Here is a 17,259-nt window from a genome sequence, read left to right on the forward strand (position 1 = left end):
CAAGACAAAAACTAAAGAAAATATGTGAAATTTTTAAAACCAAATAAACAACAACATAAAAGACTCTACCACAGAAAGATACAAAAACATAAACTTCACAAAACCTAAAAGGGCTTACGTGAAAGCGCAGTAACTATTACAGAAAGAAATTCCAAACAAGGCCAAATCGCACATTAAAGTCACGATAGGGATACCCAGGGGCACTAAAAAAGTCATTGCCAGTAAAGCTACTATTAAAATGTTCGGCTTTTAAGAATATGCGAGTTTGACGCACTTTTACATTAATAAAAAAATCAAGCAGCGGGAACGAACCAAGCTCTTGATCATTCTGGACGTAGAATTCTGCTAGGATAGGATCGTAGGCGTTCATATTATACTCGGTAAAGTATTTTACATTAAAACCTGTTTGTAACAAGAGCGCATTCTTAAAGATACGATCTGTAAAGTAGAGTGACCCTCGCGTAAGTATTTCTGGCACATTAAGTACATTTTCTGCTCCTGTTACCTGTTGAAACGTCACGGTTGCATTGAGACCGAATTTGCCATATCGTATATCTCTTTGTGCTGTGACCTTAAGATGGTTTACAGGACTACTACTCTGGAAGGAACTTACTAAAGTGTCTGCTGTAGAAAGTGCAAAATATGCATAATCATCAATTGTGGTAGCAGACACAGATGCATTTACCCACCTATCTGATTTCAAATCAAAAGACAATGTATTAGTTTTTACATTATTGTAGCCAGGGGCATTATGCCAATTATAATTTAAGTAATTGCTTTGAAAAAGCAGATGATTGTAATTTGCTGCTCTTGAATTACTATTAATAGTCGCCGTCACCTCACCTATCTTAGGGATGTCGTAGCCAGCACTTCCTGTAACATTATATCCATCGAAATCTCCAGCAATATTTACTTGCGCATCTCCTTGTATATTAAAATCTCCAATTTTATTCTTATACCTACCCCCTACTGCTACAATATCTCCTATAAGCTTATTCGGAATACGTTGTGCTTCTCCACCTTCTTCGGACTCCAGCAACAATACTGAATTATATCCATAATCGTAGTTTGTAATATTGCTCTGAAAAGTAAGCTGCCCTAAATTTTTATCAGAATAAACTAGATTTACCTCATTATACGTTTCCTCGTGATCTGTTCTATCTGAAAAGCTTCCCGACTCAAAAGCTTCTCCAAAAATATCCTGAGCAGCTCCTTGCCTGTATTCATAAAATTTGTTTTCACTATTAAATATATGACCGACCCGCAAAGAATAGTCAGAGATGGAATCATTTTTCTGAATAATATTATAGTAATGATTGAGATAAACTCGAGTACCGTCAAGGATATTCTCGGCATCTTGAAACTGCACTAATAATCGAGACCTATCGTCAAACTGGTCATCTCCACTAGTAAATTGCTCTAGAGCGACATCCTGCAAACCTCCGTTTTCTTGATTAAGCAAGTCTTGAGCCACCCAATGTGCTCTCACGTGATATCTATTATTTTTTGTATGATAACTAAAAGCCGACCTAAAATTACCCGTGCTCGTTAGCGCATTCTGATATTTCCCTAAACTACGTACTCCTTTATAAGCGATAGAAAAATTAAATCTAGGACTCGTATTCATCGTAAAAAAAGCATCAAGCTGTTGCCCCTGCTCGTAAGCACTTCTAAAATAAAGATCTGTAAGTGGCGTGGGAACGTGATAATAGGATATATCTCCTACCTCCATATAGTTAAAATGCCTGGCTTGCGCCATACTTTGAGGCATTGTGGCCGTTTTTTCAAAATCGTAAACTAAGGTATTATACGTTTGTCCTGTATTCCCAAAGGGCAATAGCTCATAGGTATCCTTGCGCAAGTAGTTAAATCGATATTCCTTATACATAGACAGCGTAGTATCTACGTAAGTAGTGTCATTTTTTATGGAAATAATTTTATAATCCTCAACAGGAGGTCTGTCAAAATCAGCAATTTTGTTATTGCTCGTTTTTCCTGTCTGGTTGCTGCCTCGATTACCTCCAGTTTGAGTGGGAAACTTAGTAATTTGCGCTGTGGCAATGAGTGGCAAGAATATAGTAAGGAGTAAAAGAAGATTGCGCATTTACGTATTTTAATCGGTCAAAGTTAATTTTTTTGTCGGGATAACCTTATTTTCCGCTTTTAAAAGGATGTTAAAGCTCAAATATCATACCGACCTCATCGAGTGCGGGACAGACGAAGCTGGTCGAGGATGCCTTGCTGGACCCGTTACTGCGGCCGCTGTTATGCTTCCTGACAACTTCTTAAACGATATCCTCACAGACTCCAAACAACTCTCAGAAAAGAAACGGGAATTGCTCAAACCTATTATAGAGCAGGAAGCCATAGCTTTTGGTATTTGCCACGTGATGATGGAGGAAATAGATGAAATCAACATTCTCAACGCCTCAATATTAGGAATGCATCGCAGTATTGAGGGGATGATAGGTACGCTTTCGCGAAAGCAAAAAAAACCCCAACACATCCTCGTAGATGGCAATCGCTTTAAACCCTTTCCTGACATAGACCATACTACCGTCATCAAAGGTGATGGAAAATACCTGCCTATCGCCGCAGCATCCATCCTGGCTAAAACAGCACGAGATCATTTTATGGAGCGCATACACGAGGAATACCCGATGTACAACTGGAAAAAAAACAAGGGCTATCCCACAAAAGAGCATAGACAAGCTATAAGAGACTATGGTATTACAAAATATCACCGCAGAAGTTTTAGGTTGTTGCCAGAACAATATTCTTTTGATTTTGATATCTTTAAATAGACCACTCATTGTTAAGAACCTCGTAGATAACTAGATGAAATAAGCGAAGCGTAATGCGTTCTTCTCTCTATTTTTGAAATGGAAAGTTGACTACGCTATGAAACAATTTCTATTTTTTACAATGCTGTTATTGTGTCTCGCCAGTTGCGAGACCCCAGAGACAACAGACTCATCATTAACACGATATATTCCTCGCAAGGCAGCGGTCATCATAAAAACCGAAGACCCAAAAGCGCTCGCCACATCGTTAAAAAACAATAATTTCATCACCGCAATGGATGCCACTGCGCTTTCCACATTTGTGGCAAAGCAACAGGCTTTTATAAATGAAACTACCATTGACGGGGAAACACTCTTTTGCTACACTCCTGTAGGAAGAAATGAATATGAAGTGAGTATCATTACTGAAGCGACCGCCTCACTTTTTAAAAATGACAGTCTTGCCCTCACGACCGATAAAGGCAAAATAAAAAAGACATCATCAGTTGAAAATCCTCTGTTTTATCTTATTGAAAATGAGGCAGCTATTTTCAGTAGTTCTCAATTGCTCCTGGAAAATGTAATACGAGAGCGCAAGGAGAAAGTTGTGCAAGATGAAGTGTTTCATCGAGCTTATGATGCAACAAGTAGTAATGCAATTGCGAGTATACTATTACGTGGAGAGGCCGGAGCAACGGTATGGCGCAATATTTTTCCAGAAGCAAGAAACGCACCGCTGGATAATGCTTTCAGTTGGCTCTCTGCAGATATTGACTTGAATGAAAACGACATCGTTTTAAGCGGTGTTGCCATTTCCCAAGACTCGATAGGCCTAAAACTCGAACTCCTCAAAAACACCCAACCCGTTCCCAACCGTATAGCGGAGATCACTCCACTTTCGGCATTGAGTGTTTCGGCGGTTACGCATCGGGACTGGGGAACATTTAAGGACAATCAGGCGCTTTTTCAGAAGCGGGATGCGGTGAAGTTCAATATAGACCAGGAAGAAGTCTTTAACACATTTCAAGAAGTTGGGATGATACATTTGCCAGAGAGTATTGTCGTTATAGGTGTTTCGGGAGATGTGACATTAACAGAAGGAGCGCTGGCGGGCAATGATATGATCACCACTTTTCGGGATATTGAGATACGTGAGATGGGTGCTAAGGCCGCTTTCGCGAAAGCGTACAAACCCCTACTCCCTTTACCAGAAGTTACTGTGTTTTGTAACGTGGATGACTTTTTCATTTTTGGCGAAAACCAGACCGCACTCGAAACTATCATTGCAAACTACCAAAATAACGCGACCCTTGCCAAAAGTGAGACTTACCAAAATACTGCGCGCAGACTCAGTAGTGCAGCCAGTTATTTGCACGTGGAAATCTTAGGAAATGGACATTACAAATCGTGGGTCTCTGACGATGGAAGGAAAAAACTAAGCAGTGCAAAGCTGGATGCCTATCCGTATCTCGCTACCCAACTTGTGCAGGAGCGGGATTTTATGCATTTTAACTTTGTACTTAATCAAAATGAAGCTCCCGCAGCCGCAGGAGCCGTGAGTCAAATTGCAAATGTGAAACTCAATGCAGATATCACAATGTCACCGCAGTTAGTAAAAAATCATCGTACCAAAGGGATGGATATCGTCGTGCAGGATATTAATAATACGCTTTACCTCATCAGCAATGTAGGGAAAGTGTTGTGGCAAAAGGAACTTGACGGACAGGTTAAAGGAGATGTCCAGCAGGTAGATTTATATCGCAATGGCAGATTACAACTGGCCTTTGTGACGGATAAAACATTTTATATTTTAGATAGAAATGGAAATGAAATAAAACCTTTCCCGCTAAGTTTTAAAGACCCGATCACCCAACCTCTTGCAATTTTTGACTACGAGAATAATCGTAATTATCGTTTTGTGATTGTTCAAAATGATGAAGTATTGATGTACGACAAAAAAGCAGAACCTGTAACTGGATTTAAGTTCTCCAAAGCCGAAAGCGAAGTTATTTTCCCTCCCAAACATATCCGCCTTGCAAACAAAGATTACATCGTGATTGCCACAAATAGTGGAAACGTCAATATCCTGAGCCGCACCGGAAAATCTAGAATCGAGGTGGAACAGAAAATTAATTTGGGCGATACGCCTCTCTTTGATGACGGAAATAATTTCCTGACTTATACCGTAAATGGAGATAAAATTGCTATCTCACAATCTGGAAAGATTACAGAAAATGCAACTGATATCGGGTCTGACGCCACGATACTTATAGATGGTAGAACGACCGTTTCTATGAGAGAGAATGACTTGAGAATAAAAGGTAAAAAGGTAGAACTTCCCTTTGGCACCTACAGCAAACCTGTACTTGCTACCGTGGGTAAATCCGAATATGTCGGATTTACAAATGTCGAGGCCAAAGAAGTGTTTCTCTACAACTCTAAAGGAGAACCTCTGGAAAATCTTCCAGTTTACGGTATCTCAAAACCTAGTCTAGGTTATTTAGAGCGCGGGAAGAGTTTTGGCTTTGTGACGCAGGGTGATGCGAGTTCCATATTAATTTATAAGGTGAATTAGCAATATTGTAACACACATCTGTTACGATAGGCACAGCGTTAAGTCATTGGTATTGTAATAATTACTACATTTAACTGGCATTTATATTAACACCCTATGCGTTCAAATGTTGTTTTCATATTTATACTATTTCTAAGTTCCATTTTTTATGGACAAACTCAAAAAAAAGTAGACTCGCTCAATCAGTTAATTTCTACAACTGCTTCCAAAGAGTATAAAGCAGAAGCCTATATTCAACTCGCCGATATATTTATAGATTCGCAAAGAGATAAAAGTGACGACTATCTTCGGGAAGCGTTGAAGCTTAATAAAAACATTAACAACGACACTTTACTGGGAAAAATCTATTATAAGTTGGGGGTCCTCAATTATAAAGACCAAAAGGATGACGTAGCTATGTCGTTTTTTCTAAAAATGGATTCGCTTTTTGATGAACGCAATATTGTAAATGAAGATTTAGTCCAGACAAAGTTCTATCAATCCCAAATTCTCAAATTCACTTTTACAAAAGAAGGATTATTACAGTCCAAACAGCATTTGGATAAAATGCTCAAATACGCAACCAAAATTGATGATAGTTTGTTATTGAACTGGGGATATCAAAAAATGGGCGGTTATTATGGAGTTCTGTCTGAGATAGAAAATGCAGAAAAAAATCTTGATACCGCGCTATTATTTTACAGAAAAGCAGAACGGTATTTCAGCGAAAACAGAGATTATGCACAATTAATAACCACTTTTTGGAGTATCGCTTCTTTGGAAGAACGTAAAGGTAATATCAAGGAAGCAGAGAAATACCAAGAACTTAGAATAGCTACCTCTGAGTATCTAGACGACAGCGCAGATAAAGGCATAATTTTTAAATCTGTAGGTGATTTTTACATAAAAAATAATAAACCCAGAGAAGGGCTTAAGCTATTAGAAAGGGCGAATCAATTGTTCGAGAACTATGGATATCCAAATGCTCACGACGAAGTCGAAATGTTGCATTATCAAGCTGAGGCACATTACAAACTAGGTGCTATAGAAGAGGCGTTCCGATTCAAAAATTTAGAATTAAAACTCAGTGATTCACTCAATAAAGCCTCTAACAAACAAAAAGCTCTAGAATTAGAAACAAAATATCAAACAGATAAAAAACAACAAGAAATCACCCTACTTAAAACAGAAAATGCCCTCGCCGAACAACAAAAGAAAAACCAACGTAATCTTTTATTGGGTGGGCTTGGACTAACTACCGTAGCGGGTATATTCCTTTTTCTAGGGTATAGAAATCGTAAAAAAACAAATGATATACTGCGTGAATTGGACGCCACAAAATCCAATTTCTTTGCCAATATCTCCCACGAGTTCCGAACGCCTCTATCGCTTATTGCAGGCCCCATCCAGGAACAGTTACAAAAACCTGACTTACCTGCCCGCGAGAAACAAAACTTACAAACTGCCCAGCGCAACTCACAACGCCTTGTTACTCTGGTAGACCAATTGCTGGATTTGTCTAAGCTGGAGTCGGGACATTTTAAGCTTAAAGTAAAACAAGGAAGACTCGCTACGTTCTTAAAATCATTAGGTTCTTCTTTTGAATTTCTAGCGCAGGAAAAAGGGCAAGATTACGATACTCAGGTTGACATTCCAGAAGACACGTATTGTTTTGACGCAGACGCGCTGGAGAAAATTACGACCAACTTACTTTCTAACGCCATAAAATACAGTCCTGAAAATGCAACCGTACACTTTAATGCAATACTCGTAAATGGAATATTGAATCTTACCGTAAAAAATTCTGGAACGACCTTATCTAAAGACGTTCTCGCAACGCTCTTTAACCGTTTTCAACGAGCAGATGAAGGGTCGGTTGGATCAGGAATTGGGCTGGCGCTTACTAAGGAATTGGTTGAGCTTCACAAAGGAACAATTGCCGTAAAAAATGAAAATAATGAGATGGTTTTTGAGGTGCAATTACCCGTTACTCGAGAAGCATTTACGGAGGAAGAGTGTTACGAAGGGATGATTGCAACGCCTATAGAAGACGAAAATGCCGGCACGTATGATGCTGCTACTTCGACTACGCTCAGCACAAGTTTCGCAAAAACGGAAACCTCAACCATACCCGAAACAGAAGAAAAAGACATTTTCTCAAAAAACACAAACCCTATCCTGCTTATTGTAGATGACAATGAAGACCTGCGCAATTATGTGCGCTCCATCTTTCAAGACAGCTACACCATTCATACCGCCGAAAACGGAAAAATAGGTTTTGAAATTGCCAAAGAAACCGTTCCAGACCTCATCATCACAGACTTAATGATGCCAGAAGAAGATGGCCTTGTATTTACTAAAAACTGTAAATCTACCGAGGCTACTTCCCACATCCCTGTCCTGATGCTCACCGCAAAAGCTGGAGATGAAAACCAGCTCAAGGGTTTAGAAACTGGGGCAGACGCGTATATCACAAAACCATTTAATACAGAAATCCTAAAAACAACCGCAAATAATCTGCTGGAGAGTCGCAAGCGACTTCAAGAACGCTTTAGCCAGGAAGTTGTTTTACTTCCTAAAGATATTGCTACAAATTCTATCGAGGAGAAGTTTCTCGAGAACCTACAAGCAGTTATGGACGAGAAACTTATTGAGTCGGACTTTAATACAGAAGATTTTGCACAGGCGCTTGGAATGTCCAGAATGCAATTACACAGAAAGCTCAAAGCGCTCACAGGACTTTCGGCTACAGAGTTCGTAAGGTCGCAAAGGCTCAAGCTCGCCGCACAACTTCTTAAAAAATCTGACATTAATGTATCTCAAGTAGGGTACTCCGTCGGGTTTAACAATCACTCCTACTTTACAAAATGCTTTAAGGAACAGTACGGCATTGCCCCGTCTGACTACGCAAAAAAGTCATAATCACCCCTAACTCTTAAGGGTGTTTACCCCTTTATAATCAGCTTGTTACATCTATTATAGGCTTTGTTACATCTGTTGCAAGGCACACAGCATCAGTTAGATAGCTTTGTCCCATCGATGTAGCAATAGCGTTTGCGTGCCCCTACTTCCTCCTGCGCAACCTTTTCTTTACCGGCTATTTCTTATCGATATAAAAGGTGTTATGAAGGTTACGCTTTCGCGAAAGCGAGAAAACAAATAGCCCTTTGTTACATATAAAACAGCTCTTGTTACATACAAGACAAGGAACTGAAAGTGGTGGAAATACATTTGGACAAGCGTTGATTCTCCCCCAAATAATACGAACCAAATGACCAAGCCAAAGAAATATGAAGGTAAACTTCCCGCGCTCCCCAGCGCCGAAATTTATCTCAATGTGGATCATTTGGAAAAAGGCGAGTATACGCTCAAAATCATACAGAAAAACAAACTCATTACTAAAACCATATTTAAAAAAGACTGATTATGAAAACAACAAAATTTCTTTTTGCACTCCTACTCACCTTTGGCACTATCACAATTTCTTGCGACACAGATGATTCTGACCGAGGACCAGGAATGAGCGACGACGACGGTGGTACCGATGATATGGGCGGTGGAGAAGAAGACCCGCTTTCCTTATTATTTACAACGCAAACGGAGGAAGACCAGATAGGTCAGTTTGCAAGCAATGCAATGGTCGAGTATGATGGTAGTGTATGGGTTGTGGGAGGTCACGTGGGTTTTGGTCCACCCTATTTTACAACAACGAGCCAAGTATGGCGTAGTGAGAATGGAGCAAACTGGCTGTCTGTTTCTACAAACCAATTTCCAGCACGGACGGGACATACGCTTAATGTGATAGACGGCAAGATGATTATGATAGGCGGCATAAATCTAGATGCTGGAGAAGATTATGGCGACATCTGGAGCTCTACAGATGGGTTGACCTGGACGCTTGAAAGTGCTTCTGCAATTTTTGGGAACGTTTATCACCACACGGTTACAGCGTTTAATGGTCGCTGGTATCTCACCTTTGGGAGCAATGTGTATTCCTCTAATAACGGAATCGACTGGGTTTTTGAGGCTACCACAGGCTTTGCTGCTGCAAATTATCAAAAGACGGTGATTCTCAATGACACTCTCTATGTTTTAGGAGGTCATACCTCTAGTACTATTCCCGTAAACGAAGTCTGGAAAACTACGGACGGAACTACTTGGGAAGAAGTGACGCTCGCGGGAGACATTTTCAACCCCAGAATCAATCATACGCTTACGGCCTACGAGGACAAAGCTTTTTTAATAGGAGGTCGAGCGGGCACCACCATTTTTAGAGATATCTACTACAGCGAGGATATGGAAAATTGGACTCAGGTTGAGCTTGAGGAAGATGAAGATGGCACGAGTGATGGGCTTTACGCTCACAATGTCCTCAATTACCGAGGGGCGCTCTGGATCTTTGGCGGTTACAACTCCACACAAGCGTCCAGCGAGATTCTCAGTATTACCATAGAATAAATCATTAAAACAACTATCAATATGAAAACGACACACATTATGATTGCGGGTATGATTTTTATTTCCGCTTTCCTGCCGGCCGGACAGGCGGGCGCGAAAGCGCAAACCCCCACCACAAATGAGAAAATACAGAAGCAGATAGACTCCACGGGCAACTTTAATATGCTAGATGCCCAGGCCGGAATCTTTGGGAACCTGTTTGGAGCAAGCGATCTAAATTTTGCTGGGGTGACAGACTACCGTTCGTTGCTCGCTAGGCTAGAAATAGACCCAGAGCAACGGGAAGAAATGCTCACGCAATACCACATTCACAGGTTGAGTCAAGATCCTGCAAAGCAAGATTCACTCAAGATTATGGTAACCAAAATGCTAGAAAAAGCGAAGCAAAAAAATCTGGATGATCCCAACCGAAACTGAAATTAAAATCGAAAACTGAAAAAGACGTAAGACAGGATGGCTGGCACCATCTGACGTAGGACGTAGGATAAAAAAATAGCACAATCTAAGGTGGTTGAGTGATTTTAAACGAAGCGACAGCGCAGTTTAAAATTGTATCGAAACTACCGAAACCAAAAACACACATTAAATAAACTCATTATGAAAACACAAAAATTAATCTTGTTGCTATTGCTCATCTTCAGCTTTTCGGGAGTGCAGGCACAATTACTTAAAAAACTAGGGAAAGCAGCCGAAAAGGCAGCCAAACGAACAGTGGAACGTCGCGTCGAAAAGGAAACCGAAAAGAAAACAGATGCCGGTCTGGACAGCATTTTTGACCGAAAGAAAGACCGTAAAAAGAAGAAAAGAGATAAAAGAAAAAAGAGCAATGACAAGGATAACGGTAGTCCCATTATAGGCAATGCACCACAACCCGACACTCCAACATATGAAGTAGCACGTGCATCAGACTTTACACCTGGAAATGTTGTGATTTTCGAAAACTCCTTCGTCACCGAAAATCAAGGAGATTTTCCAGCCCGATGGGATACGAATGGGAGTGGTGAAATCGCACTGGTTAACGGAGAAAAATGGCTTCGTCTAGGCGGAAATTCTAAATATCTCCCGATGCTAGATCAGCGTCTTCCAGAAAATTACACCATCGAGTTTGACTTACTAACACAAGGACTAGATGGGAAGACGAGTTCTCAGGCAATGTTCACGTTACTGCTAGAAGACAACACTGGTTTTCAAAAATCTAAAGACTGGTGTATGGTTGAACTTTCACCCTGTCAGTTCATAGAATCTCAAGGTGTTGTAGAGAAGGTAGAAAATGGAAAGCGCATCATACGCAATAAGATTGGAAAGGACTATAGAGAGGCCATTAACGGCAAATCTCACATCGCAATTGCTGTGAACAAAACACGTATTCGGGTGTGGATGAATGAAAATAAATTGGTCGATGTCCCCAGACTTGTCCCATCGGCGGCAAATGTATTTAAAATGCATACCCGCAGTCTACGCGATGCCGCTGGGATGGACGAACTCTATATCGCAAACTTTAAAATGGCAAAAACAGGAGAAGACAACCGTAGTAAGCTTATTACCGAAGGCCGTTTATCCACAAACGCAATCCTTTTTGAATCTGGAAGTGATGTTTTAAAGGACAGCTCTTTTGGCGTGATACGGGATCTGGTCAAGGTGCTGGAGGAAAATCCTGATGTCAACATCAAGATTATAGGTCACACTGATGCAGATGGGCCTGAGGATGGAAATGTTACGCTTTCGCGAAAGCGGGCAAACGCAGTAAAAAAGTCGATGACCCTTCAATATGGTATAGCCACCACCCGCATCACTACCGACGGGATGGGCGAAAGCCAGCCAGTAGCCCCAAATGATACTGAGTCTGGAAAAGCCCAAAACCGTCGCGTAGAATTTGTGAAGCTGTGATGAAGATGGAAGATGGAAGATGGAAGATGGAAGATGGAAGATGGAAGATGGAAGATGTGTAAGAATTAAAAATAAACTGAGGTGGATGAGAATTCCGCCTTTGCAGAAATGACAATTGAATATTTAAAACTCAAAAATTATGAAAACACTATTTAAAATTACAGGAATGTTCATCGTATTACTCACACTGGGTTGCGGGGGCAATGATGATGATGGTGGTACTACTCCGATGATGGAGGACGCATCTATAGTAGGTGACTGGCAACGAAATTCTGGAACAATCTTAGGTCTAGAACTCGATTATCTTTTAGTTAATGAAGACAATACGATTAATATTCTTAATGAAGATGCTTTAGGTTTCAGGGATAATACTTCTGGAAATTATACGGCTACGGATGAGCAGGTAACTGTTGATTTTAGCTTTTTCGGGACTAATCTAGTTAACTACTCGGTAACAGAAACTACCCTTGAGCTCAGAGAAAGTAACGGTAACCTGAGCACTTATACGAGAGTAAGTGATGCGCCTAATGTTGACTCGTGGATAACAAGAATCACAGTACTATCTCAAGGAGATGCTCCTTGGGATGAAGATGCAGATATTGCGTTTAATGGCAGTCACATCTTACTGGGCAACGGCTATGAGGCAGAAAGCATAGGCCTAGTAAATACGGAAACATTTGCTCTTGATGGAACTATCACTACAACGGAGTCTGCATTTGCCGTAGAGGTCGAAAAATTTGACGTGCCGGATAAGTATATTTTTCAATCTAATAACGGTTTTAGTGGATTCACAGCTTTTACAGAAGACACGAATACAGAGATATTTACATCTCTAGAAATGGGTGCCTGGATAAAAGGGCTTGCTTCAATAAATAGCACACATATTTGGGCTTCTAGCGGGAATGAAGACACGCTCTACCTACTAAGTTATAACAGCTCCGGGACAACACAGGTGATTGAGCAAACTATCGAACTGGACCGTGATGTGCAGGGATTGGATTATCAAAGCGGTTTTCTATATGTATGCTCAAATGGAAATATCTATAAATGTGATGCGAGCGACTCTTTTCAAGTCGTCGAGACTATCACGCTAGAAGGTTACAGCGTTAACGGAATCGCGTTTGACGGTACAAATTTCTGGGTTAATGCACGGTCGAGAACGGGCGGTCCTAGACAAATCATACAAACAAGTCTCACTTTATAATCTAAAACCAATGAAAACATTTTTAATCGCAATTGCGATATCGGCTATGATGCCGGTAGTCGCCCAGAACTCCTGTTCCCAGTTTTATCCTACTGAAGAAGGAAAAACTCACATCATCCACCAGCTAGACAAGCGAGAACGGCTATCTACCATTGTGGAATATACCGTGACAGAAGCTAATAACAATGAGCTCACCATCGCAATGAAACTCAAGGACAAAAGAGAAAAGCTGATAACCGAGTCTTCATTCAAGGCACTATGCGACGGCGGAACGACACGTCTAGATCCAGAATCTATTATGAGTGCACAGATACAGCAATATGACGGAATGGAATACAGCATTACTGGAGATGATATATTCTTTCCCAATACGATGAGCGTGGGGGAAACACTTCCAGATGCTTCTGTTACTATGAAGGTAGATGCAGGAATGATGAACATTACCTCAACGGTAGCAATGACAGATAGGAAGGTAGCGCGCAAAGAAAGTGTTACCACTCCCGCTGGCACCTTTGACTGTTATGTCATTACATACACAAACACCCTCAGAATGGGAATGTCCAGAACTATGCACACCACGCAGTGGATTGCTCAAGGCGTAGGAATGGTAAAGGAGGAAACCCGAAAAAGCAATGGAAACCTCATAACAAAAAGTGTTTTACAAGCCATTAATTGAGGTTGAAATCGAAATCAAATAAGGACGTAGGACTTGATGGCTGGCGCCATCTGACGTAGGACAAAATCTTGAACCATATTTTTTTAGTCCTATGTCATACGTCAGGCAAGCGAAGCGCGCCCAGTCCTACGTCAAAAAAAAATAAAAACAATGAATCAAAAACAAAAACTAAAAATTATGAAAACACTACTCATTACAACAATCGCAATCTGTTTAGGATGGAGCGCATTTGCACAAGAGGATTTTAACGCTACGGCACAAGGAAATTATTTAGTTAACGGCTCGCTGTTCATAAACAGCACCACCAGCAAGACAAAACTCGACGGTGAGGCTCGGGATGACTCAAAGACATTTGAGGTTCGCGCTTCTCCCAGAGCGGGATATTTTGTTATCGATAATCTAGCGGTGGGGTTAGATTTATTTGTGCAAAGTAGTAAGACCACTTTTGAAGGAGCAGACACTGAAGTTAAGAAAAATGGCTTCTCTGTTGGGCCCTTTGGTCGCTACTATTTTGGCAATGGTTTCTTTGCCGAGGGAACAGTAGGTATAGGAAGCTCAACAACATCCAGCGCATTTCTTCCTGAAGATATCAAGTCCTCCATTTTTGGATGGAGAGTTGGAGGTGGATATGCGCTTTTCCTAGGAGAACACATCGCTTTGGAACCTACCATTTTCTATTCCCGAGAATCTCAAAAAGCAAAAGACGCACCAGACAATGCTCCAAAGAATATTGTGAGCTCCATCTTCTTAGGTGTTGGGTTTACGGCCTATTTGTAAGTACGCTTTCGCGAAAGCGGAAATCGAAACCGAAAAAGACGTACAACTTGATGGCTGGCGCCATCTGACGTAGGACAGCGCTTGAACCGCAATTTTTAGTGCTACGCCTTACGTCAGGCAAGCGAAGCGCGCCCAGTCCTAGATCAAAAAATAAAATACTAAAACTCAATATTATGAAAACAATTAAAATTTTATCCGCATTGCTTTTTGCAATTACTTTAATATCCTGCGACACAGATGATGATGGCGGTGGATCACCACCAGAAATTGACCTTGAGGCAACTGAAATTACTTTTTCCATTGCAAACCGTGACAATTTTGTGGCAGATGCTACGATTACCGGCACCGTGACAAATATAAAAGATGATTTTAAGTCTGGAGAAAACCAGCAAAGTGTGCTTTTATATGAACGCTCGCTAGGAACTCCATCTGGAAACCCCGGAAATCTTGTGGCTCAACAAAATTTTAGAAACCTAGATGCCGGAGCGACCATTACCGTAAGCTACACCCGTCGCTGGAATGCTTCCTCACCCGCCGAAGGTGAATTTCCACCAGATTATATTCTCGTCCTAAGTTATGATCCAGATTTATTCATAGATGGAAATGAAGATAATGATGATACAAATACTGATAACAATCGCGTAGAGCGGAGCGGACAAGGCATTAATATGCTCTTTAATTAGATAAATAAAATTCAAACAGAAACACTTAAAATCAAAACTATTATGAAAACAATAAAAATAATGAAGTACATAGCACTTATGATGATTGCAGTTTTAGCTCTCTCTTGTAGTGCAGAAGATGGAATGGATGGTGCAGATGGAGTGGACGGTATAAATGGTACCCAAGGAGTTCCAGGTGAGGACGGAAATGCAAATGTTATAGGACGCACCATTGACCCTTTTCCCGGTTGGGTAGCTGGAAGCTATTTAGGACAGGACGCAAATACGGTGCAAATAGACGAGCCTTTACTAGATGTAGCCACCACGGAGAATGCACTCGTTTTGGTTTATTTTCAACTCTTTGGCGAAAATATATGGTACCCTATGACCTATTCTTATGTTTATAGTGCTGGAGGTGGAGAGGTGATCACATTTACTTATGAACCCAATCTCATAAGTATATTCGCCTTTAACGACAGTGGGATGCTAAACGCGGTTATCTCAAAAGCAAGATATTTTATTATCCCCGCAAATGATTCTGGAAGAAGTGCGCAGGGAGAAGATGGGATTAGATTGCTTTTAGAGCAAGATGGTGTGGATATTTCAAGTTATGAAGAAGTAGCCACCTATTTAGATATGCAATAACTGAAAATAAATACTTTAAAGAGAATTAAGACGGCTATCCATCATAGCCGTCTTTACCAGTTTAGGGCAAACACCCCTTGACATTCTGATAGTTAGATTGGATTTTTGTATTTTCAAAATCAAACCATTATGAAAACTGTCAAAATACTTTATCTCACAATCATCGCAATAGCGTTTACAATAAGTGCAAACGCTCAAGACTGTAGCACCTTCTATCCATTTTCTGAAGGCGTTAGCTGGGAAATAACAAGTTACGGCAAGAAAGGAAAAATCGAAGCCGTTACAAACTATAATGTTTCTCAAGTAAGGTCAGAAGGCTCAGAAGAAATAGCAACGTTTCAAACAAAAGTTTCTGACAAAAAAGGAGAGGTCATCGTAGAGGGTGGTTACGACGTAAAATGCTTTGGAGACACCGTTTCCATAGACTTTAAGTCGCTTATGAATGCTATGATGGCACAGCAATATGGAGAAATGGATGTGACTTTTACAGGAACTGACATCAACCTTCCTAACAATCTTACTGTGGGTCAAGAACTAGATGATGCCGATATGAAAATGAATATGAATATGGGAGGCATCGGTATGAACATAAACGTGGCAATGACTGATCGCAAGGTAATTGCTCAAGAAAGTGTGACCACTCCCGCAGGCACCTTTGACTGTTATGTTCTTACGTATACAACAAATGTAAAAACGGTGATGTCTCGTTCCTTTTCAGGAAAACAATGGATTGCCCCTGGAGTAGGGATGGTTAAACAGGAAGATTATAACAAGAAGGGAAAAGTGACGAGTAGTAGTGAATTGACAGCTTTTTCAAAATAGTCGGTAATCGAAGATTAATATAAATCGCTATAAATCATCACAGGTGCGGAATTAATTCCGCACCTGTGATTTTAGGATGCTACGTTCTCCAAAAACTCTGCCTCAAAAAGGGCTTTAAAATGTTTAAGAAGCTTAGCTTTCACTTCCGTTTCATCTGCTTTGGCAGTTCCTAGCTCTACATTTAGGGAAGTCACCGCTTTGTCTTTAATGCCACAGGGAATCATAAGGTCAAAATAGCCCAAGTCCGCATTTACATTAAACGCAAATCCGTGCATCGTCACCCAGCGACTGGCACGAACGCCCAGGGCACAAATTTTTCTAGCAAAAGGTGTTCCTACGTCAAACCACACTCCAGTTTCCCCAGGCGATCGTTCGGCTTTTAGTCCATATTCGGCAAGGGTGAGGATAACCATTTCTTCCAGAAGTCTCAGGTACTTATGGATATCTGTAAAGAAGTTTGCAAGGTCTAATATGGGGTAGCCTACAATTTGGCCAGGACCGTGGTAAGTAATATCACCACCACGATTAATTTTATAAAAGCTTGCATTTTTTTCGGCCAGTTCTTTTTCGCTGACAAGCAAATTAGACAAGTCTCCACTTTTACCCAGCGTAAACACATGTGGATGTTCTACAAGCAATAAATAATTAGGAGTTTCCAAGCCAGCATCCTCTCTTCTATTCTTGATTTTAGTGTCTAGAATTTCCTTAAAAAGTTTTTCCTGGTAGTCCCAAGTTTCTTTGTAATCCTTGTTTCCAAGGTCTAGTAAAATGATGTTTTTATTCACAGTACA

Annotated in this window: 15 protein-coding genes; 13 read left to right on the forward strand and 2 right to left on the reverse strand. The window is 40.7% G+C overall.

Features of this window, described 5'->3' with window-relative positions:
- Window positions 1-136: 136 nt before the first annotated feature.
- Window positions 137-2,104, reverse strand: coding sequence for a putative porin (locus EAX61_RS13045; RefSeq protein ID WP_121918148.1), 1,968 nt, complete (start codon window positions 2,102-2,104; stop codon window positions 137-139).
- Between the two features lie 67 nt (window positions 2,105-2,171).
- Here EAX61_RS13045 and rnhB point away from each other — a divergent pair, with 67 nt between their 5' ends.
- The 13 genes from rnhB (at window position 2,172) to EAX61_RS13105 (ending at window position 16,468) form a co-directional block, all read left to right on the forward strand.
- Window positions 2,172-2,804 (forward strand): ribonuclease HII, encoded by a 633-nt coding sequence (rnhB, locus tag EAX61_RS13050; RefSeq protein ID WP_121918149.1) that lies wholly within the window; start codon window positions 2,172-2,174, stop codon window positions 2,802-2,804.
- 97 nt (window positions 2,805-2,901) lie between these two features.
- Entirely contained in the window at window positions 2,902-5,358 is a 2,457-nt protein-coding gene (locus EAX61_RS13055) for a hypothetical protein (protein WP_121918150.1), read from the forward strand.
- A 96-nt stretch (window positions 5,359-5,454) separates the two neighbouring features.
- On the forward strand, window positions 5,455-8,259 hold the full coding sequence (locus EAX61_RS13060) for a hybrid sensor histidine kinase/response regulator transcription factor (protein ID WP_121918151.1): 2,805 nt from the start codon (window positions 5,455-5,457) through the stop codon (window positions 8,257-8,259).
- 349 nt (window positions 8,260-8,608) lie between these two features.
- Complete coding sequence (locus EAX61_RS16575; protein WP_201739460.1) at window positions 8,609-8,761, forward strand: hypothetical protein; 153 nt, start codon at window positions 8,609-8,611, stop codon at window positions 8,759-8,761.
- Between the two features lie 2 nt (window positions 8,762-8,763).
- Window positions 8,764-9,795 carry a Kelch repeat-containing protein gene (locus EAX61_RS13065; protein WP_121918152.1) on the forward strand — a complete coding sequence of 344 codons (1,032 nt, stop codon included), beginning with the start codon at window positions 8,764-8,766 and terminating at the stop codon, window positions 9,793-9,795.
- A gap of 21 nt (window positions 9,796-9,816) precedes the next feature.
- Window positions 9,817-10,212 (forward strand): hypothetical protein, encoded by a 396-nt coding sequence (locus EAX61_RS13070; RefSeq protein ID WP_121918153.1) that lies wholly within the window; start codon window positions 9,817-9,819, stop codon window positions 10,210-10,212.
- A gap of 180 nt (window positions 10,213-10,392) precedes the next feature.
- Window positions 10,393-11,682: an OmpA family protein gene (locus tag EAX61_RS13075; RefSeq protein ID WP_121918154.1), complete on the forward strand. Its 1,290-nt coding sequence runs from the start codon at window positions 10,393-10,395 to the stop codon at window positions 11,680-11,682.
- Between the two features lie 139 nt (window positions 11,683-11,821).
- Entirely contained in the window at window positions 11,822-12,886 is a 1,065-nt protein-coding gene (locus EAX61_RS13080; RefSeq protein ID WP_121918155.1) for a hypothetical protein, read from the forward strand.
- Window positions 12,887-12,896: 10 nt separating this feature from the next.
- Entirely contained in the window at window positions 12,897-13,562 is a 666-nt protein-coding gene (locus EAX61_RS13085; RefSeq protein ID WP_121918156.1) for a TapB family protein, read from the forward strand.
- A gap of 177 nt (window positions 13,563-13,739) precedes the next feature.
- Window positions 13,740-14,339, forward strand: a complete 600-nt coding sequence (locus EAX61_RS13090; RefSeq protein ID WP_161555234.1) for an outer membrane beta-barrel protein — start codon at window positions 13,740-13,742, stop codon at window positions 14,337-14,339.
- Window positions 14,340-14,512: 173 nt separating this feature from the next.
- Window positions 14,513-15,022, forward strand: coding sequence for a hypothetical protein (locus EAX61_RS13095; RefSeq protein ID WP_121918158.1), 510 nt, complete (start codon window positions 14,513-14,515; stop codon window positions 15,020-15,022).
- Window positions 15,023-15,064: 42 nt separating this feature from the next.
- Entirely contained in the window at window positions 15,065-15,646 is a 582-nt protein-coding gene (locus EAX61_RS13100) for a hypothetical protein (protein ID WP_121918159.1), read from the forward strand.
- Between the two features lie 129 nt (window positions 15,647-15,775).
- Window positions 15,776-16,468, forward strand: coding sequence for a TapB family protein (locus tag EAX61_RS13105; protein ID WP_121918160.1), 693 nt, complete (start codon window positions 15,776-15,778; stop codon window positions 16,466-16,468).
- 71 nt (window positions 16,469-16,539) lie between these two features.
- Here the strand turns inward: EAX61_RS13105 and lipB are convergent, their stop codons facing one another.
- On the reverse strand, window positions 16,540-17,253 hold the full coding sequence (gene lipB, locus EAX61_RS13110) for a lipoyl(octanoyl) transferase LipB (protein WP_121918161.1): 714 nt from the start codon (window positions 17,251-17,253) through the stop codon (window positions 16,540-16,542).
- Window positions 17,254-17,259 lie beyond the last annotated feature (6 nt).

The organism is Dokdonia sinensis (assembly GCF_003688895.1).
Classification (GTDB): domain Bacteria; phylum Bacteroidota; class Bacteroidia; order Flavobacteriales; family Flavobacteriaceae; genus Dokdonia; species Dokdonia sinensis.

Coding starts and splice junctions, on each gene's coding strand:
- EAX61_RS13045 (WP_121918148.1), bottom strand. CDS start 2,104: ATGCGCAATCTTCTTTTACTCCTTACTATATTCTTGCCACTCATTGCC.
- rnhB (WP_121918149.1), top strand. CDS start 2,172: ATGTTAAAGCTCAAATATCATACCGACCTCATCGAGTGCGGGACAGAC.
- EAX61_RS13055 (WP_121918150.1), top strand. CDS start 2,902: ATGAAACAATTTCTATTTTTTACAATGCTGTTATTGTGTCTCGCCAGT.
- EAX61_RS13060 (WP_121918151.1), top strand. CDS start 5,455: ATGCGTTCAAATGTTGTTTTCATATTTATACTATTTCTAAGTTCCATT.
- EAX61_RS16575 (WP_201739460.1), top strand. CDS start 8,609: ATGACCAAGCCAAAGAAATATGAAGGTAAACTTCCCGCGCTCCCCAGC.
- EAX61_RS13065 (WP_121918152.1), top strand. CDS start 8,764: ATGAAAACAACAAAATTTCTTTTTGCACTCCTACTCACCTTTGGCACT.
- EAX61_RS13070 (WP_121918153.1), top strand. CDS start 9,817: ATGAAAACGACACACATTATGATTGCGGGTATGATTTTTATTTCCGCT.
- EAX61_RS13075 (WP_121918154.1), top strand. CDS start 10,393: ATGAAAACACAAAAATTAATCTTGTTGCTATTGCTCATCTTCAGCTTT.
- EAX61_RS13080 (WP_121918155.1), top strand. CDS start 11,822: ATGAAAACACTATTTAAAATTACAGGAATGTTCATCGTATTACTCACA.
- EAX61_RS13085 (WP_121918156.1), top strand. CDS start 12,897: ATGAAAACATTTTTAATCGCAATTGCGATATCGGCTATGATGCCGGTA.
- EAX61_RS13090 (WP_161555234.1), top strand. CDS start 13,740: ATGAAAACACTACTCATTACAACAATCGCAATCTGTTTAGGATGGAGC.
- EAX61_RS13095 (WP_121918158.1), top strand. CDS start 14,513: ATGAAAACAATTAAAATTTTATCCGCATTGCTTTTTGCAATTACTTTA.
- EAX61_RS13100 (WP_121918159.1), top strand. CDS start 15,065: ATGAAAACAATAAAAATAATGAAGTACATAGCACTTATGATGATTGCA.
- EAX61_RS13105 (WP_121918160.1), top strand. CDS start 15,776: ATGAAAACTGTCAAAATACTTTATCTCACAATCATCGCAATAGCGTTT.